The following is an 18104-nucleotide window of genomic DNA, read 5'->3' on the forward strand; positions in this document are numbered from 1 at the left end:
GGAGTGACGTTTATGCTAAGAAAAGCTTTCCTTGCGACCACAGCTTTGACAGCCGTGATTGGGCATCAGGCAAACGCGCAGGACGTTGATCTAAGCTATGGCTTTTTCGGAATGCCGGGTCTTATCGATATGCCAATCGCACAAAGCGCTGACGAAGGTGAAATAGCGGGTAGTTTGATTGCCAAGGATGGCATGTTTCGCCTGAATTTTGGCGCGCAGTTGACTGATCGTCTGTCAGGAAGCGCGAGCTATACTTTAACAGATATTTATGACGCAACCGGGACCGGTATCGAAACAAGCGAATTGGAGCGATCATTCAGTCTTCAGTATCGGTTGGTTAACGAATCCACCTATGTACCCGCAATTGCGATTGGGATGCGTGATTTTCTAAACCCGGGACGGTTCCAGTCTGAATATGTCGTGGCAACTAAATCTATTGGTGACAGTCTGACGGTGACTGCCGGATTAGGTTGGGGGGCGATGGGTACACATGACGGTTTCGATAATCCAATCGGTAGCCGCGGTGACAGACCTGAATTTGATGAAAACACCCCTGAAGGGCAGCTGGCAACAGACCAATGGTTTTCGGGTGACGCTGCGCTGTTCGGTGGGGCATCGTACCAAATTAATGATAAATGGGGCATGATGGCGGAGTATTCATCAATTGCATATCCCCAACAGGCATTTGCACCAGTTTTTGATGTCGAAAGTCCTTACAATTTTGGTGTAACTTACAGGCCTCTTGACGGTGTCCAAGTGTCGCTTGTGTCTTTGTATGGCGCTGATGTGGCGCTGTCCGGAACCTTTGTCCTGAATGCGAATAACCGACCGGGAATGGGTGGTATCGAAAGCGCACCTGCACCGGTGAAAGTGCGTAGCGAGAATATGCGCGCGGCCCGAACTTGGGATCGTGAAGCTGTTTCTGAAGCGGGGCTTCGTTCTGCTATGCAAGCGTTGCTTGAGATCGAAGGGCTTGAACTTACTGGACTGGAAGTTACCGATAGGACCGCGCGCGTGCGCTATGTCAACGGTCAGTATCGTTCGCAGGCCCAAGCGATGGGACGCGTTGCACGTATGATGACGCAGGTCATGCCAGGATCAGTAGAAACATTCATTCTTGAACCTGAAGTCAATGGAATTCCGTTGTCGTCTACGTCACTGGCGCGAAGCGATCTCGAAAGGCTGGAAAACCGGGCGGGCGCATCGGATGCGATTTTGGCCCGTGCTCAGTTTTCTGATGCGAGTGGTGATGCTGGCCTGATGCCAGTTGCTTCTGATGCTTCCGCTTTTTCATGGGGAATTAGCCCGTATTTCGCCGTAACGTCGCTTGGGTCCGAAGGAGATCGTTCCGCTGACATCGGTTTAAAATTAAATGCGCGCTATCAGATCACGCCTCAGATATTGCTGTCGGGGGCGATTGTTCAAAGTTTGCTGAAAGATGATTCAGAAGACCCCGTTACTGATACGACGCCAGATTTGCATAATGTCAGGACTGACGGCGGATTCTACGGTGATGATGGTGTTCCTGTCATGGAAAGCCTGATGCTAACCCACTACGGTCGGCCGGCTGAGAATCTTTATAGCCGTGTTAGTGGTGGGTATCTTGAACGGATGTACGGCGGTGTATCAGCGGAGTTGCTTTGGAAGCCCGTTGAAAGTGACTTTGGCTTCGGCGCAGAGGTCAACTATGTGTCGCAACGTGATACCGATATGGGCTTTGGATTTGATGAATACGACTATGATATCGTAACCGGTCACGTGTCCGCCTATTACGATATTGGCGACGGGTATCACGCGCAGCTTGATCTGGGGCGGTATTTGGCTGGCGACTGGGGGGGCAAAGTGACGCTTGCCCGTGAATACGCAAATGGCGTCACTGTCAGCGCATATGTAAGCCAAACAGACGTGAGTTATGAAGATTATGGCGACGGATCCTATAATAAGGGTGTGCGCATTTCCATTCCGCAAGATTTCTTGACCGGACGACCAAGTCGCAAAGATTACGGTGCGACCTTGCGGACCCGCTCTGGCGATGGCGGCGCGATGTTGAATGTGGATGGCCGACTGTATGAGGTTGTCCGCGATGCACACACCAATGATCTATCTGATAGCTGGGGACGGTTTTGGAGATGAAAAAGATTATGCGTTTAGGGGTTTGCGTTGCGGCTTTGACGTTGCTGGTATCTTGCGGTCAAAGTGGGCTGACTGCGCGTTTGGCTGGCCTTGTCACGGGTCAGTCGGCACCCGCAGAACAGGTTGCAAATACGCTTGTTCCTGCGGATGAAATGCACGCAAACCCCGGCAAATACTTACGCGTCAATATTCGTAACCAAGAGGCGTGGTCATCAATGGTTCAGGTTGCGCGCAATAGTGGTCGTGTGACTTGGGTGGATCAGCGAAACGTAACTATGACGTTTGAGAATGGTTTGCTTGTTGCAACTCGTGGTTTAGTGCGTGATTTGATGGGTGCTGATGTTTCGCAGTCATGGGCGGCAATCCAGCGCGGGGGTGGAACGGCACAAAGACGGCATGATTTTATCACTGATCAGGATGGAATTTCGACGGAACTGTTGCAATGTAGCATCGTTTCAGAAGGAACTGAAGTTATCACACGTGCCGAAAAAACCATCTCGACCCGTAGATTTAATGAGAAATGCGAAGGCGAACGCCTTACTTTCACCAATATTTACTGGGTAAATCAACGTGGTGCTATGGTGCGGAGCCTTCAAGCAGTGTCGCCCGACGCTGGATATCTGCAAATCGATGTTTTCTGAACATGCGCAAACCTCTTGGATTTCGCATTAGGCCCTGATTAAATAGGGTAATGTGGATCACCACACAGTGGTAGACCACCCGTGCATTAATTGGAGTACCGACATGCGCCTTACAACTACTCTTGCCGCCACAGCTGTTCTGGCTGTTTCTGCTGTTTCCGCCACCGCTGGCGGTATGTCTGAGCCAGTAATGGCTCCACCTGTTGTTGTTGTTGAAGAACCAGCACCAACTTCTTCTATCAGCAGCACATATGTAATCATCGGTGTTGTTGCAGCTCTGCTTATCGCAGCTGCTGTAAACGCTGACGACGACTAAATCTAAGTCGAAAGACTTGATGAAAAGCAGGCCTTCGGGCCTGCTTTTTTCGTTCAACGGCTAGCGCGGGCCATCATTGCAAGGCGCATCAAAGTACGTTCCATCAGGGGGCCTTGCGGTGCTGTGCTTGCCGAACGTAGCTGCAAATCCACATCGGTCAGCGCAGTCAATGCGCGTTCCAAACGGGGGCGGCCCCAATGGGCAGCTTGGCGTACGATTTTGTCACGGCGTGGTCCAAAGACGGGTGGGCGCAGCCGACCAACACCAGCGGCCGGACCTCCGGGATCAGAAGCCGCAGTGTGCAAGCGCCGAAAATGTCGCATCGCGCCAATGCACAGCGTCACAGGGGTCACGCCTTGCGCATATAGATTACTTAGGACTGGTCCCAGTTTGTCGGCCTGCCCAAGCGCCACGACCTCTAGCACATCATCAACGTCGACTTCAGCTGATTGTGGCGCGTTTAGCATTACCTCGGTCACCGACAGCGGCGTGTCGTCACCACGCTTGTACAGGCTGATCTTTTCGAGCGTCTGCCTAAAGTCACCGGGTTCAAGCGAAGAGGCTAGCGCAACAAGTGCATCCATCACGTCTCGCTCTGGCTGGTCAATTCCCGCCTGTGTCAGGCTTTGTTCGATATCCGCGACCGATGGCGGGTCGTCATAGATGCCGATAGCCATCGCATTGCGGTGGTTTTCGAACAGCTTGCGTAGTGCGGATTTCACAGTCAGTTGGCTGGCCGTGACGATGATCTGCGCATCGCCGGGCTTCCAATCAACCAGCGCGTTGGTGATCGCTTTGGCGGCTGTATCAGTTGCGTCTTCAACAAACGCAACGCGGTGGCCCGGAAAGAAGCCCTGCGCCTTTACCGCGTCATCCAGCAACGCTGGGTCCTTGCGGAGGTCGGCTGCCGCCATGCGTGTCAGGCGCATTTCTTTTTCGCCGTTGGGGCCGACAAGAGCAGCAATAGCTTGCTGGCGCTTTTCGGCGACGCGCATGGGATCGGCGCCAAAAATCAGCAGGCCCGTATGGGTTGGATCCGGCTTGCGGAAATATGCTGTTGCCGCGGACCCTGTTAGCTTCATTGCATTAACTTTGGGCTAAGGATCAGCAAGCGACTAACGATCATGTCTGCAAGGATGACCGACAGGCGCGCGGTCGCGTCTGTTGCAGCCGTTTGGGTCGCAGTGGTCGAACCAGTGGCGGAATAGCTGGTAAAGGCGTCAACCTTTCCCTTTTCAACTTGCTGCCCTGTGGCATCAGTAAGGGTCCACTTAGCAATGCCTGTCACGTTGTAGCGGGTTGTGTCGCCGTCGTCTGTAATGGCTGCGCTACGGCTTCCTCTGGTCATGGTTACGTCCAGCGTATAGCGGGGCGCTGTCGCCCGCCCCAGCCGCTGTTCTAGTCGCTCTTGCAGTCGATATCCCGCGATCGTTTCATCCGCCTTAAATGCAATCGCGCCGCGCAGGGTGTTACTGTCACTGTAGACAGGTGCAAAACCACAGCCACCTAGGGCAAGAAGCCCCAGAATGGCAAAGCGACGCGATGGCAGGTTAGACGACAATGTTAACAATCCGTCCCGGTACGATGATCAGTTTCTTTGGCGCGTTGCCATCCAAGGCTTTTTGCACGACCTCAAGACCCATTACGATTTCTTCGATAGCGTCTTTGCTCGCGTCGGACGCAACCTTGATTTCGCCACGACGTTTACCGTTGATCTGGATCGGCATAGTAACTGTATCTTCAACCAACATGGCCTCGTCTGCAACAGGCCAAGGCGCATTAGCGATTAAGCCTTCGCCACCCAGCAGGCTCCAGATTTCCTCGGACAAATGCGGGGTCATTGGTGACATCAGCTGCGCAAGAACCTTGGCCGCTTCGCGTTTAGCTGCGCCACCTGCCTTGGATTTCGCCAAGACGTTGGTAAAGCCATAGAGTTTCGCGATTGCGGCGTTAAAGCCAAAGGTTTCAACGCCCATGGTCACGTCATGGATCGCCTTGTGCGTGGCGCGCAGCAGATCTTCGTCACCTGTGCCGGGTGCTGTGTCCATCGTTGCGATGTCGTTGGCGACACGGAGCACGCGCGACAGGTGCTTATGCGTGGCTTCTGCGCCAGATGCCGTCCATTCTACGTCGCGTTCCGGAGGGCTGTCGGACAGCACGAACCAACGTGCAGTATCCGCACCATATTTCGCCAAAATGTCATCTGGATCGACGACGTTCTTCTTTGATTTCGACATTTTAGCCGAAGGTACGATTTCTACCTCGGTGCCGTCGGCCAGTTTGCCGTCTGTGACTTCTTCGGGGAAGTGGTAAACCGCGCGACCTTCAGCATTACGCGTTTGGTAAATCTCGTGTGTCACCATGCCTTGGGTGAACAGCGCGTTGAACGGCTCTTTGGCGCTATCAGGCAGGTGCCCAGTGATGTTCATCGCGCGGGCAAAGAAACGGCTATACAGCAGGTGCAAGATCGCGTGTTCGATCCCGCCGATATACTGGTCAACGTTCATCCAATATGCCGCATCTTCAGCATTGGCCGGCGTTTCAGCGTGTGGCGAAGTAAAGCGGGCATAATACCAGCTGGAATCCACAAAGGTATCCATCGTGTCAGTTTCACGCTGGGCTGGCTTACCGCATGATGGGCATGTGCAATCGCGCCATGTTGGGTGACGATCCAGCGGGTTGCCGGGGATGTCGAATGTCACATCATATGGCAATTCAATTGGCAGGTTTTCTTTCTTTTCAGGCACCGCGCCACAATCATCACAATGGATAATTGGGATTGGGCAACCCCAATACCGCTGCCGAGAAAGGCCCCAGTCGCGCAGACGATACTTGGTCACGCCTTCGCCGATACCTTTGCCTTCACAATAGGTAATAGCGGTGTCGACTGCGTCGTCGCCAGTTTGAGCACTCTCACCGGCAAAGCCTTTGACGTAGGTAACAGTGTCGGTTTTGGCTGGGGTATAGGCTTCGGTCAGGTTGGCGTCCGCGTCGGCGGATGGCAGGAACACCGCGTTGATCGGTAGGCCGTATTTTGTCGCAAAGTCAAAATCGCGCTGGTCATGGGCGGGGCAACCAAAGATCGCACCAGTGCCGTAATCCATCAGGATAAAGTTCGCGATATAGACCGGCAGTTCCCAGCTGTCGTCCAGCGGATGCTTGACGGTCAGGCCGGTATCATAGCCTAGCTTTTCAGCCTTTTCGATTGCTTCGGCGGTTGTTCCACCTTTGCGGCATTCAGCGCAGAAGGCGGCGACTTTTTCGTCTTTGGCTTCCAATTCTTTTGCCAGCGGATGGTCAGGTGAAATACCAACGAAGGACGCACCCATCAATGTGTCAGGGCGGGTCGTGTAAACTTCGATCTGGCCGCCATCAGTGCGATCAAACGCGAATTGCAGACCGCGCGATTTGCCGATCCAGTTCGCCTGCATCAGTTTGACCTTGGCAGGCCAGTTATCGAGGCTATCGATTGCTGTCAGCAATTCTTCGGAATGGTCGCTGATTTTAAAGAACCACTGCACCAACTCGCGGCGTTCGACCTCTGCGCCAGAACGCCAGCCTTTGCCATCGATGACCTGCTCGTTCGCCAGAACGGTCATGTCGACGGGGTCCCAGTTCACAACGGCCTTTTTACGGTAAATCAGACCCTTTGACAGGAAGTCGATGAACAGCGCCTGTTGCTGGCCGTAATATTCGGGATCGCAGGTCGCGAATTCGCGGGACCAGTCGATGGACAGGCCGAGCGGCTTCATCTGTGCCTTCATGTCGGCGATATTGTTATATGTCCAATCCTTGGGGTGACCGCCGGAAGCCATCGCAGCGTTTTCTGCGGGCATACCAAAGGCGTCCCAACCCATTGGGTGTAGGATGTTATGACCTGTCGCCAGTTTGTACCGCGCGATCACGTCACCCATGGTGTAGTTGCGAACGTGCCCCATGTGGATACGGCCCGATGGATATGGGAACATCTCAAGCACATAGTACTTTGGTTTGTCAGCGCTGCGGACGGCTTTGAATGTCTCGGCATCGGCCCAAGAGGATTGCCATTTCGCTTCGATATCGGCGGGTGTGTAAGTGGTCATCAGAGCGGTCTTTCAAGAATGCAAACGCCGGGCAACAGGGGCCCGGCGGATTTGATAATCGGGCGATATGCCGAAGGCTATAGGATGCCGTCAGCAATGCGAAGCTGTCGGGCGCGTGATAGGATCGCGTTTTCTATGGCTGTCTGTGTTTCGATTGAAACGGGTCCACTGCGGCTTTGCAGTGCGACTTGGAGCGAACGGGCATCCAATGCAGGATCAATCACGCGTACTGTTGCGCGATAGGCGCTGCCACTGCCAGGGGGCGTGCCATAGCCCGTCGAGATGACACCAGTAAACGGATCAGCAGATTGTACAGGCAGGAAGTCCAGCACATCAAGGGACGCGGCCCAAAGATAGCGGTTCACCGCAACGTTTTCAGCACCACGCGGTGTCGGGGTTTGGCCACCGCCACATGAAGCGAGCGAGCCGATCAACAAAGCAACAAGCCCTGTGCGAACAAATTTCAACATTGACGTCAAACCACTTCCCCTTTGTCGGGATACTTTGCCATTGGCGAAATATGTAGCGAACGGTTGAACGGGTCACAAGCGGTTATACAACAAAGCAGTCCCCACAAAAGCAAAGAGCGACCCAAAGGGCCGCTCTCGCTTAGTCAAATACTGGCTTCGCTTAGAATGCGAATGTCAGCTCAACAGTCGCGCCGTCTTGGTAGTCTGGGCCACCAACTTCATCGTCTGCTTTTGCGCCAGCTGTTTCAGCTTCTGCATAAGAAACGAGGATCGATGCGCCGCCACCCAGGTCGTATGTACCTGCGATGTATGCGTCTGTACCGTTGTTTGCTTCAGTCGCGTCGTCAGACTGGTCGTAAACACCAGCAAGGATAGTCAGACCGTTACCCAGGTCGTAAGAACCGTCCAAGCCGATTTTGTTTACGCCTTGGTCGTAGTCGTAGTCGCCTTTAACAGACAGTGCGCCTTCGGAGTAAGCAAGTGTTACACCGTAGTTGTCTTCGTCAGCTGCGTCGTCTTCTGAAACGTAGTAAACTGTCGCAGTTACTGGACCGAATGGGTAAGCAACTTGAACACCTACAGAAGATTCGTCCAGTGTTTCGTCAGATGCGTATGCAACTGTGATGTCTGCGCCAGAGAAAGACGCGCCTACAGACAGACCGAAGATTTCGGACGTGTTGTAGTCACCGTTTGCGCCGTTTGCCAGAACGCCGAATGCAGCTTCGGATTCTTCTTGGTACGCAGCAACTACTGAGAACTGACCGAAGTCACCAGCAGCAGCAACAGACAGCTGGTCAACGTGGCTGTCGTCTGTTGGGAAGTTGTTGTCTGCATCGGCAACTGTGTAAGAAACGGCTGCTTCAACTGCACCGAAAGATGCTTCGCCGCGCAGAACTGTTTCGCCGTCAGCTTCTGAGAAGCCGTCAGATTCCATGTCGCCTGCAGATTTCCACAGTGTTTCAGCAGCAAATGCTGTGTCACCGTAGTACATGCCAGCAGATTCTGTTGTCAGAGACAGAACATAGCTTTCGCTGATGATGTCTGTTTCGTTGTCGTTGTCGATTGCGTCAAACTGAAAAGACGCAGCAGCAGTTACGCCGTTGTCCAGTTCCTGAGACATTGCAGTTGCAACGTTTGCGTCCCAGTAGAAACCGTCGTTGTCGCCAGCGATGCGTGAGTTGTAGCCCAGTGTTGCTTCACCGGAGAAAGATACTTCAGCAGCTGCGGCGCCAGCAAAGGCAACAAGCGCAGATGTTGTAAGAAGGATGCTTTTCATGGATTTATTCCCTCGTGTTTTGCATTCCCAAGAATGCCAGTTTTCCTAGCATTGGCGTTTAACTGCGCCCATTGGTTCTGACACTCAAGTAAATTAGACCATAATTAGGCGGGTTCGCGGAAAATGATGCATCAAGGACACACAGTGTTTTGGGCGGTGACATCGTCCCTAATTGCCTTTATTTCGGCCTGAAACGTGACGTGACCCTTATTTTCCGGAGCCTTACATGCCCTTAGCCGATATTCAGGATCGTATTCGTGCCGCTTGTGAGGCATCAGGGCGAAAAAAAGATGATGTGACCCTTATTGCAGTGTCTAAGGTGCAACCTAATGACCGGGTCGAGGCTGTCTTGGATCAGGGACATCGAGTCTTTGGTGAGAATAAGGTGCAAGAAGCGGCAGGAAAGTGGCCTGCGTTTTGTGAAGTCTATAGTGACGTTCAGCTGCACATGATTGGGCCGTTGCAGACGAACAAGGCCCGTCAAGCGATGGAGCTTGCACAGGCGATCCATACTGTTGATCGCCCAAAGTTGGCTGCGACCATTGCGCGATTGGCGCAAGAGATTGGAGATTGCCCAGATTTATTTATTCAGGTGAACACAGGTGAGGAGCCGCAGAAGGCGGGCGTGTTCCCTGCACAGGCAGACACATTTGTTGCCGAAGTGCGTGCGCTTGATCTACCCGTTAAGGGGTTGATGTGCATTCCGCCCGTGGACGAGGAGCCATCGCTGCATTTCGCACTGCTTGCGAAGATCGCAGCGCGCAACGGTTTAACTGGTCTTTCGATGGGTATGAGCAGTGATTTTGAGCGGGCTATTGCGCTGGGTGCGACGCATATTCGCGTTGGCTCTGCTATTTTTGGCGATCGCGTATCTGTGTGATGACGGATTATAACCCGCCACAGGATCCGCTTGTCATCTTACATGACGACCACGAGGTCGTTTTGGTTGATAAGCCGAGTGGGCTATTGTCAGTTCCCGGTAAAGGCGAGTTGCTGGCCGATTGCCTGATGGCGCGTGTAAAGGCGGTGTTTCCTACTGCGCTTTTGGTCCATCGCCTAGATAGAGACACATCTGGGGTGATGATTTTTGCGCTTACTCCACATGCGCAGCGCCACCTAGGGTTGCAGTTTGAAAAGCGTCAAACCAAAAAGACATATGTTGCGCGGGTCTGGGGCGAAATGCAGGAAAAGACGGGTACGGTTGATCTGCCTTTAATCGTGGACTGGCCCAACCGTCCAAAACAGATGGTTGACCATGAAAATGGCAAGCAAGCGCTGACCGACTGGCGTGTTATGCGGAAAGGCAACGGCGAGACGCGCGTACGGTTAATGCCTAAGACCGGGCGTTCACATCAGCTACGGGTGCATATGCTGGCCATGGGGCACCCAATATTGGGTGACCCATTTTATGCCGAAGGACCTGCAGGTGACTACCCCCGGCTTATGCTTCATTCTGAGACATTCCAGTTTCGACACCCGGATGGAGGGCAAGGTACGCGCATCACAGCAAAGTGTCCGTTTTAGCCAGAGACAAATTCCGCAATTTTTTCGATTTCGGATTGGCTGATTTCATGTCCGCCTTGATGCCAATGCAGTGTGACAATCGCCCCTTGGTCCGTGAAATAATCCGCAAGATCCTGCGTTTGAGGTGCTGGGCAAATTGGGTCACGCTTTCCCGCAGTGATCAAGATCCGGCGGCCAGTAAGATTAGGCTGAGGTTTGGGCTCCCAAGGAATTAATGGATGCATCAAGATTAGATCATCAACGATGTCTGGCTGTTCTAGTGCTACAGCCGCAAGAATATTCGCGCCGTTTGAATACCCAAGCCCAAACGTGCGAGGTGCATTCGCCGTCGATATTTCGGTGCGGATAAACTGCGCCATTTCGGTCGTGCGGCGTGCAAGATCAGGCATGTCATAGACGCCTTCGCCTGTTCTGCGAAAGTAACGCAAGGCACCATGTTCGGTTACGTTGCCCCGCGGCGATGTAATATGCGCAGCCGGAGCCAGTTGTTCTGCAAATCCGTGGAACTGATCCTCGTTTCCGCCTGTCCCATGAAACGTTAGGAACAGCGGCTGTCCCGCTGCGCCCTTTGTGCGTTTGGCGTGATATGGCATATTAGTTCTCGATAGGTTGGAGGTAGCCTTCAAGGCGGGCGCGTAGATGTTCGTGCTGGCTTGGCAATTTCAGCGCTTCGCCAAGGTGTGCGGTGTCCTCGTCACGGTCAAATCCCGGTTCGTTTGTCGCGACTTCAAACAACACGCCACCCGGCGTGCGAAAGTAGATCGCATAGAAGTAGTCACGGTCGATGACTGGCGTAACTTGGTATCCAGTGTCCAACAGCGCCTCGCGTACTTCTAATTGGCGGGCGCGATTTTCGACGGCAAAGGCTATGTGGTGTACTGAACCTGCACCTTGGGCAGCGCGACGTGCACCGGGGATAAGCTCTATATCAATTACGTTGGCATCATTCCCGCCCGGAACGATGAAGCGGGTCACGTTGTTTTCGGTCTCTTGCTTTTCGTAGCCCATGAACTTTAGCAGCTCTGCGCTTTGGGCGTCATCGGCCAGTTGCATGTCGGTCGAATGAAAACCGCGAATGCCCATATCGGCGCTGACACCATTGCCAGTCCATGGCGTACGGTCATCATTGCTCTCGACAAGGGCAAATCTATCGCCGTCTGGGCCATCAAACAAAATGCGGTTTTGACCAAAGCGAACGTCTTGAGACATTGCCGTCGTTTCAAATGTGGCCAAGCGATCAAGCCATGCCTGCGACGTTCCTGTTGGGATACTGAACGATGTCCGCCCCACTTCGCCAGTACCAGCGATGCCGCGGCCAGCATTTGGAAACGGAAAATATGTCATGACAGTCCCCGGCGTTCCGGCTTCGTCCCCATAGTACAGGTGGTAAACGTCGGGGGCGTCAAAATTGACGGTCTTTTTGACGCGTCGTAATCCAAGTACGTTAGTAAAGAACGCATTGTTTGTACGGGCATCACTGGCCAGCGATGTGACGTGATGCAGGCCTTTGATTTGTTTTAGCATTGGTCATCTCCTGATCTGTTGCCGCATAAATAACGTGTTTCGATCCGCACTAAATACCGCTGAGCGCACTGCAATGGTTCGAAAATGAACATGAAAACATGACAAGCTGCGACAAAGGGTATGACCCTGTAGCGCAATCAACGATGCGGGCATATATATCTACTAACGCATTACAACAAAGGAGCGTTCCAATGGGCCTACGCATTAACGATACAATTCCCGATATGACGGTTGAGACAGACCACGGCACGATTTCCCTACATGATTGGATCGGCGACAGCTGGGCAGTCCTGTTTTCGCACCCCAAGGATTTTACCCCCGTCTGCACCACAGAATTTGGCGCGGTCGCGCAGTTGGCAAACGAATGGGAAAAACGCGGAACGAAGGTTCTGGGCATCAGTATTGATGGTGTCGAAGATCATAAAAAGTGGAAAGGTGACATCGAAACTGTTGCTGGCACTAAAGCAGGTTTTCCCATCGTTGCCGATGAGGGGCTGGAAATGGCTAAAGCCTTCGACATGCTTCCTGCCGAGGCCTACATGCCTGACGGGCGCACACCTGCGGATAGCGCGACAGTGCGTTCTGTCTTTATCGTTGGGCCAGATAAGAAGCTAAAGCTGTCGATGACATATCCAATGACCGTTGGCCGTAACTTTGCCGAAGTCCTACGTGCACTTGATGGTTTGCAAACGTCGGTTGGGCAGGGTGTGGCTACGCCTGCAAACTGGAATGTCGGTGATGATGTGATCATTCCAGCATCGGTAAGTAATGAAGATGCCAAAGCGAAATACGGTGATTTCAAAACCGTGTTGCCGTACCTACGTACGACGAAGCTGTAACAAAAATGGACCGCATTCAATATTGGATGCGGTCCACCTAATTTTAGAAACGGTACGCAAGCCCAAGGCTGAGGTACGGATAGATGTTTAGATCATCCGCGTCATCACGCGCTTCTGCGTAGTCGTCGCTGCTGTCAATTTCAGCTTGCAACGTCGCATCGTCAGATTTCGCTGACAGATCAACACCACCGATGAAAATCGCACCGATTTCGCTGCTGAATGTCCAGTTGTCTGCGAAATGCAGATCATAACCCGTTGTCAGGACAGGTGCGACGGTGTTGTTAAATTCAGACTTTGTCGTCACAGAGCCGCTTGTGTACTCAGTTCCATCAATCTCGATTGGGTTGGCAGCTGATGCTTCTGCAACACCGGTGAAATCTGTGTTGGATAGGAATAGGCCACCTGACACACGCCAGCCGCTTTGTGTTGGATAGTAATCTGCTAAGACGGCAAAACCGCCAAGGCTTGCGTCAAATTCATAGGAACCGTCGCCAGGCTCAGAGCCGGAATCTTCATAAGAGAAGCCGCCCATTAGTGCACCGCGAACGCGAAACTGTTCGTTGATGACGTATGATGCTTCTAGGTTGCCACCGAATGTCGAAACACCAAGCCCGACGGACATATCGCCAGCTTCTTGCGCTTGAACGGCAGTGCATGAAACAAGTACTGCTACGCAGCTAGCAAAAGTAGTATTCATTATTAGTCTCCAAAAAGTGAATGGATTTTATCTATAGGATTTAAATTGAGAGAATAGTTGAACTACAAAAGTAGTTCTTTGATTTGCAGGTGGTTGTGGCTGCACCGCAACGGTTGTGTTTTCGGAGTGGATTTTCGGTTATCCCGTGTGCACGAATATGTAGCGTAAATTGAAAAGGCCCCGACAAATCAATGTCAGGGCCTTCGCTTAAACTAAGAGTGGGCTGAATTATTCTTCAGCGGCTTCTTCTTTAACGACTTCTTTACCAGTTTCCTGATCAACCATTTTCATGGCCAAGCGGACTTTGCCACGATCATCGAAGCCAAGCAGCTTAACCCATACTTCCTGGCCTTCTTTTAGAACGTCAGAAGGGTGGTTCAGGCGGCGGTTTTCGATTTGGGACACGTGTACCAGACCGTCGCGTTTGCCGAAGAAGTTCACGAAAGCACCAAAGTCGACCAGTTTCACAACTGTCCCTTTGTAGATCACGCCTTCTTCTGGCTCTGCTACGATTGAATGGATCATGTCGTAGGCTTTTTTGATCGCTTCAGCATCGTTAGATGCCAGCTTGATCACACCGTCATCGTTGATGTCGACTTTTGCGCCGGATGTTTCAACGATTTCACGGATGACCTTGCCGCCAGAACCGATTACTTCACGGATCTTGTCGGTTGGGATCTGCATTGTTTCGATCTTAGGTGCGTGAACGCTAAATTCCTGCGCGCCTGTCAGGGCTTTGCCCATCTCTTCGAGGATATGCAAACGACCGGCTTTCGCCTGCTCAAGCGCCTTTGACATGATGTCAGACGTGATGCCTGCAATCTTGATGTCCATTTGCAAAGACGTGATACCGTTTTCAGTACCGGCAACTTTAAAGTCCATGTCGCCAAGGTGGTCTTCGTCACCCAAGATGTCAGACAAGATTGCGTAGTCGCCATCGTCTTCCATAACCAGACCCATCGCAACGCCAGCAACTGGTGACTTAAGCGGAACACCAGCGTCCATCATGGACAGAGAGCCACCACATACAGATGCCATCGAAGACGAACCGTTTGATTCAGTGATCTCAGACACCAAGCGGATTGTGTATGGGAAATCAGTTGCAGCAGGCAGAACAGCCTGAAGCGCACGCCAAGCCAATTTACCGTGGCCGATTTCACGACGGCCAGGACCAGACACACGACCAACTTCACCAACAGAATATGGTGGGAAGTTATAGTGCAGCATAAAGTTAGATTTATACATGCCAGTCAGCGAGTCGATCATTTGTTCGTCGTCGCCAGTGCCCAATGTCGTTACAACCAGACCTTGGGTTTCGCCGCGTGTAAACAGGGCAGAACCGTGTGTACGTGGCAGGATGCCTGTTTCTGAAACGATTGGACGAATTGTGTCCAATGCACGACCGTCGATACGCTTGCCGTTTTTCACAACATCGCCGCGCAGAACGTTTGATTCGAGCTTCTTAAGCGCAGCGCCCAAGTTGCCGTCTTCTTTTTGTTCGTCTGTCAGGGCTTCGATGATTGATGCCTTCGCAGCAGCAACCGCGGCTGTGCGCTCTTGCTTGTCTGTGATTGCATAAGCAGCGCGCATTGCGTCTTCGCCAGCGGCTTTTACAGCTGCGGAAAGCTCAGAGTAATCCTCTGGCTGGAAGTCAAATGGCTCTTTCGCACATTCTTCTGCCAGATCAATGATCAGGTCGATCACAGGCTGGATCTGTTCGTGGGCGAAAGTCACCGCACCCAGCATTTCTGCTTCGGTCAGCTCGTACGCTTCTGATTCAACCATCATCACGGCGTCTTTGGTGCCGGCTACAACAAGATCCAAACGCTGCTCTGGGTTCAGGCGCAGGTTATGCATGTCGTCGATTTCAGGGTTCAGGATGTATTCTCCGTCCACGAAACCAACGCGACAAGCGCCGATTGGGCCACGGAATGGCGCGCCGGAAATTGTCAGCGCAGCAGAAGCAGCGATCATCGCAACCATGTCTGGGTCGTTGACCATGTCGTGCGACAGAACTGTACACATGACCAGAACTTCGTTTTTGAAGCCGGGAACGAACAGTGGGCGAATTGGACGGTCGATCAGGCGGGATGTCAGCGTCTCTTTTTCAGTTGGACGTGCTTCGCGCTTGAAAAAGCCGCCTGGTACTTTACCGGCGGCGTAGTATTTTTCTTGGTAGTGAACGGTCAGAGGAAAGAAATCCTGACCGGGTTTTTGGGCGCGTGCGAATGTCACGTTTGCCATAACACTGGTTTCACCCAGCGTGGCAATGACAGAGCCGTCAGCCTGACGAGCAACTTTGCCCGTTTCAAGTGTGAGCGTTTCTTGCCCCCACTGCATCGATTTTTTAACTTCGTTAAACATCATGTTTTCCTAGTCGGGCCGCAGCCCATTTTGCGTAGGGGGCGTATTCCCCCTCATTCCGGTATCTTCTTTGTCAGGCGCTGGAATGCGGGCGCCGGTCTCTCAAGATTTGCGGGCCATAGCTGAATTTTGCGTATTTGGGAAGAGAAAGCTCTTTCAACTGCGATTTGGTCACATTTTGTACTGTGTCCGATCAATTACATGGCCTTTGCTAAATCATGAAATTTGGAATTATTCATCCACACACTTTATGCGTGTGTTGTGGCGGTTTTCAAGAGAATTAGTCTCGATCTAGCTTAAAGTAAAAAACGCCCACCAAAAGGTGGACGTTTTGTATCGTTGCTGAAGCTATGCTTCGATGCGTCGGCTTAGCGACGCAGACCTAGACGCTCGATCAGGCTTTGGTAGCGTGCTTCGTCTTTGGCCTTTGTGTAGTCCAAAAGCTTACGACGCAGAGCAACCATTTTAAGCAGACCGCGGCGGCCGTGGTTGTCTTTTTTGTGGGTCTTGAAGTGCTCTGTCAGTGTCGCGATGCGCGATGACAAGATAGCAACCTGAACTTCGGGCGAACCTGTGTCGCCTTCTTTGGTTGCAAATTCCTTCATGATCCGTGCTTTGTCTTCTGCAGTAATCGACATCGGGGTCTCCTTGTTATTAAGGGTGAATGGCGCGATCCGGGATGTCGTCCAGAAAGGCCCGTGGAGGCTCCGGCAAGGTATTCCCTGCGCGGATGGCTGCATTTAGGGGGATTCCTTCAAAAAGGAAAGCTTTTTATGTGGAAACCAGCGTGACCGAAGAAAGATCAAGCTCTATCAGATTGCTGAACGTGGCAACGATTTGATCGTCGGCGAGCAATACCAAGCCATCGTCAGATAGCTGAGTTGTAATTGTTGGTTCGTTACCCGCATAGCTAATTTCGATTACGTCTTCACCGGGGATAAAGTCTTGGATGATTGCCATGGTGTCGGTACCCAATGCAAAGGTATCGGCGCCAGTGCCACCGTTTAGGACGTCATCATTCCCACCAATCAGCACATCATTTCCTGCGCCGCCGTTCAGAAAGTCGCGGATGTTGTCTTCGCGATCTTCAATAATATCGTCGCCCGCGCCGCCATGTAGCGTGTCAGCACCGTCGCCACCGATTAGTGTGTCGTCGCCCAATGAGCCAAGCAGCATGTCGTCGCCTGTGCCTCCCGATAGGATGTCATTGCCGCCGCCACCGTTCAGGCTATCGTTCCCAGCACCTCCTTCGACAAGGTCATCGCCGATATGGCCAAACAGGTTGTCGTTCCCGGCATTGCCATTAATCTGGTCGTCTCCCGCCCCACCGTGGATTTCATCGTCGCCTGCGCCACCTGCCAAAAGGTCATGGCCATCTTCACCATCAAGATAGTCATCGCCTGATCCTGTGGTCACAACGTCATCGGTATCGCCCGAAAAAACGATCATGTCTGCATCGACCGCATCCATGAATTCGTCCATTGGCATGATGTCTTCGTCATCGATTTCATCGGGGTCGTCTTCGTGTGTGGTAGTCTCTGGTTCGTCGTCTTCAGGGTCCACCAGCATAATCGCTGACATCGTCACCCCAAGAATTCCTAAAATCGCCAACATTGTCATTACCTACGATCGAGCGAGTCGCCATCGACCCAGCTGCCGGTAATTTTCTAGCATGGCCAACACGTTGAGCGGTCTGGAAACTGCCGCTATGGTTAACGTGCCGCCGGGTCCCAACGCATCGGTTGTTGGGAATAGCTGATGTATAATGGGTGTTTTGGGTTGCCGTGTTTGGTCACGCCTAAGGTAAAGATCGGTTTGCCTGTCTTGTGCAACAGTTCTGCGGTCGCGGCACCGCGTTTCAAATGTTCGCCGTGCGTCCCCCAAGCGGCGATAATTTGATCCGCCCAATTGACCGATTCCTGTAGGACGGTGTCATTTTCTGGGCCGACTGGATCATTGGCTTTGCGCATCAAATGGGGATCAGTCTCGCGCCACGCAAAGATGTTTGTTACCCGGAATGCGCCAAAACCCAATGTGCGGGCACGTCTTTCGCAACGCTCAACTGTTGGGTCGTTTTGAACCTCGGTTGCTTTGGACGGGTTTAGCATCACGAACAATACGCGCTTGCCGGTGTCGTCCCAGCTACGGGTCAGCGCATAGCGGTAGCGTTCGCAGTCCGAATAAAGCGCGGTCGAAGGTGCGTCGTCTTTGGTATGGCTTCGAACAATCATCAGGGCA

Annotated in this window: 18 protein-coding genes; 6 read left to right on the forward strand and 12 right to left on the reverse strand. The window is 52.6% G+C overall.

What is annotated here, in order from left to right; genetic code table 11:
- Window positions 1–12 precede the first annotated feature (12 nt).
- The 3 genes from CLV80_RS13800 to CLV80_RS13810 all read left to right on the forward strand — a co-directional run bounded on the left by CLV80_RS13800 (window position 13) and on the right by CLV80_RS13810 (window position 3090).
- Window positions 13–2133 (forward strand): YjbH domain-containing protein, encoded by a 2121-nt coding sequence (locus CLV80_RS13800; protein ID WP_106358518.1) that lies wholly within the window; start codon window positions 13–15, stop codon window positions 2131–2133.
- Window positions 2130–2774, forward strand: coding sequence for a YjbF family lipoprotein (locus CLV80_RS13805; RefSeq protein WP_106358519.1), 645 nt, complete (start codon window positions 2130–2132; stop codon window positions 2772–2774). Before CLV80_RS13800 ends, CLV80_RS13805 begins: the two co-directional genes overlap by 4 nt.
- A gap of 103 nt (window positions 2775–2877) precedes the next feature.
- Window positions 2878–3090 (forward strand): hypothetical protein, encoded by a 213-nt coding sequence (locus CLV80_RS13810; RefSeq protein WP_106358520.1) that lies wholly within the window; start codon window positions 2878–2880, stop codon window positions 3088–3090.
- A 53-nt stretch (window positions 3091–3143) separates the two neighbouring features.
- Here the strand turns inward: CLV80_RS13810 and holA are convergent, their stop codons facing one another.
- The 5 genes from holA to CLV80_RS13835 all read right to left on the reverse strand — a co-directional run bounded on the left by holA (window position 3144) and on the right by CLV80_RS13835 (window position 8918).
- Entirely contained in the window at window positions 3144–4172 is a 1029-nt protein-coding gene (holA, locus tag CLV80_RS13815) for a DNA polymerase III subunit delta (RefSeq protein WP_106358521.1), read from the reverse strand.
- On the reverse strand, window positions 4169–4651 hold the full coding sequence (gene lptE / locus CLV80_RS13820) for an LPS assembly lipoprotein LptE (RefSeq protein WP_243394578.1): 483 nt from the start codon (window positions 4649–4651) through the stop codon (window positions 4169–4171). Before lptE ends, holA begins: the two co-directional genes overlap by 4 nt.
- Window positions 4641–7172, reverse strand: coding sequence for a leucine--tRNA ligase (gene leuS, locus CLV80_RS13825; RefSeq protein WP_106358522.1), 2532 nt, complete (start codon window positions 7170–7172; stop codon window positions 4641–4643). Before leuS ends, lptE begins: the two co-directional genes overlap by 11 nt.
- Before the next feature lie 77 nt (window positions 7173–7249).
- Entirely contained in the window at window positions 7250–7642 is a 393-nt protein-coding gene (locus tag CLV80_RS13830) for a DUF3576 domain-containing protein (RefSeq protein ID WP_106358523.1), read from the reverse strand.
- Window positions 7643–7802: 160 nt separating this feature from the next.
- The gene (locus CLV80_RS13835) at window positions 7803–8918 is read right to left on the reverse strand and encodes a porin (RefSeq protein ID WP_106358524.1); all 1116 of its coding nucleotides are present in this window, start codon (window positions 8916–8918) and stop codon (window positions 7803–7805) included.
- 226 nt (window positions 8919–9144) lie between these two features.
- On the opposite strand from CLV80_RS13835, the gene CLV80_RS13840 reads away from it, so the two are divergent.
- Both CLV80_RS13840 and CLV80_RS13845 read left to right on the forward strand, forming a co-directional pair.
- Window positions 9145–9798: a YggS family pyridoxal phosphate-dependent enzyme gene (locus tag CLV80_RS13840; protein ID WP_106358525.1), complete on the forward strand. Its 654-nt coding sequence runs from the start codon at window positions 9145–9147 to the stop codon at window positions 9796–9798.
- Window positions 9798–10442 (forward strand): pseudouridine synthase, encoded by a 645-nt coding sequence (locus tag CLV80_RS13845; protein ID WP_106358526.1) that lies wholly within the window; start codon window positions 9798–9800, stop codon window positions 10440–10442. The genes CLV80_RS13840 and CLV80_RS13845 overlap by 1 nt, the downstream gene beginning before the upstream one ends.
- Here the strand turns inward: CLV80_RS13845 and CLV80_RS13850 are convergent.
- Both CLV80_RS13850 and CLV80_RS13855 read right to left on the reverse strand, forming a co-directional pair.
- Window positions 10439–11035, reverse strand: a complete 597-nt coding sequence (locus tag CLV80_RS13850; RefSeq protein ID WP_106358527.1) for an alpha/beta hydrolase — start codon at window positions 11033–11035, stop codon at window positions 10439–10441. The two genes, CLV80_RS13845 and CLV80_RS13850, sit on opposite strands and share 4 nt — an antisense overlap.
- 1 nt (window position 11036) lies before the next feature.
- On the reverse strand, window positions 11037–11966 hold the full coding sequence (locus CLV80_RS13855; protein WP_106358528.1) for a VOC family protein: 930 nt from the start codon (window positions 11964–11966) through the stop codon (window positions 11037–11039).
- A gap of 191 nt (window positions 11967–12157) precedes the next feature.
- Here CLV80_RS13855 and CLV80_RS13860 point away from each other — a divergent pair, with 191 nt between their 5' ends.
- A complete protein-coding gene (locus CLV80_RS13860) occupies window positions 12158–12805 on the forward strand; it encodes a peroxiredoxin (RefSeq protein ID WP_106358529.1) in 648 nt (215 codons plus the stop codon).
- Window positions 12806–12848: 43 nt separating this feature from the next.
- Here the strand turns inward: CLV80_RS13860 and CLV80_RS13865 are convergent, their stop codons facing one another.
- The 5 genes from CLV80_RS13865 to CLV80_RS13885 all read right to left on the reverse strand — a co-directional run bounded on the left by CLV80_RS13865 (window position 12849) and on the right by CLV80_RS13885 (window position 18097).
- Window positions 12849–13502 (reverse strand): hypothetical protein, encoded by a 654-nt coding sequence (locus CLV80_RS13865; protein ID WP_106358530.1) that lies wholly within the window; start codon window positions 13500–13502, stop codon window positions 12849–12851.
- 228 nt (window positions 13503–13730) lie between these two features.
- Window positions 13731–15866, reverse strand: a complete 2136-nt coding sequence (gene pnp / locus CLV80_RS13870) for a polyribonucleotide nucleotidyltransferase (RefSeq protein WP_106358531.1) — start codon at window positions 15864–15866, stop codon at window positions 13731–13733.
- 368 nt (window positions 15867–16234) lie between these two features.
- Entirely contained in the window at window positions 16235–16504 is a 270-nt protein-coding gene (gene rpsO / locus CLV80_RS13875; protein WP_106358532.1) for a 30S ribosomal protein S15, read from the reverse strand.
- A 133-nt stretch (window positions 16505–16637) separates the two neighbouring features.
- Complete coding sequence (locus CLV80_RS13880; protein WP_243394579.1) at window positions 16638–17480, reverse strand: calcium-binding protein; 843 nt, start codon at window positions 17478–17480, stop codon at window positions 16638–16640.
- A gap of 98 nt (window positions 17481–17578) precedes the next feature.
- On the reverse strand, window positions 17579–18097 hold the full coding sequence (locus CLV80_RS13885) for a DUF1643 domain-containing protein (protein ID WP_106358533.1): 519 nt from the start codon (window positions 18095–18097) through the stop codon (window positions 17579–17581).
- Window positions 18098–18104 lie beyond the last annotated feature (7 nt).

Source organism: Yoonia maritima (assembly GCF_003003285.1).
GTDB classification, from domain to species: Bacteria; Pseudomonadota; Alphaproteobacteria; order Rhodobacterales; family Rhodobacteraceae; genus Yoonia; species Yoonia maritima.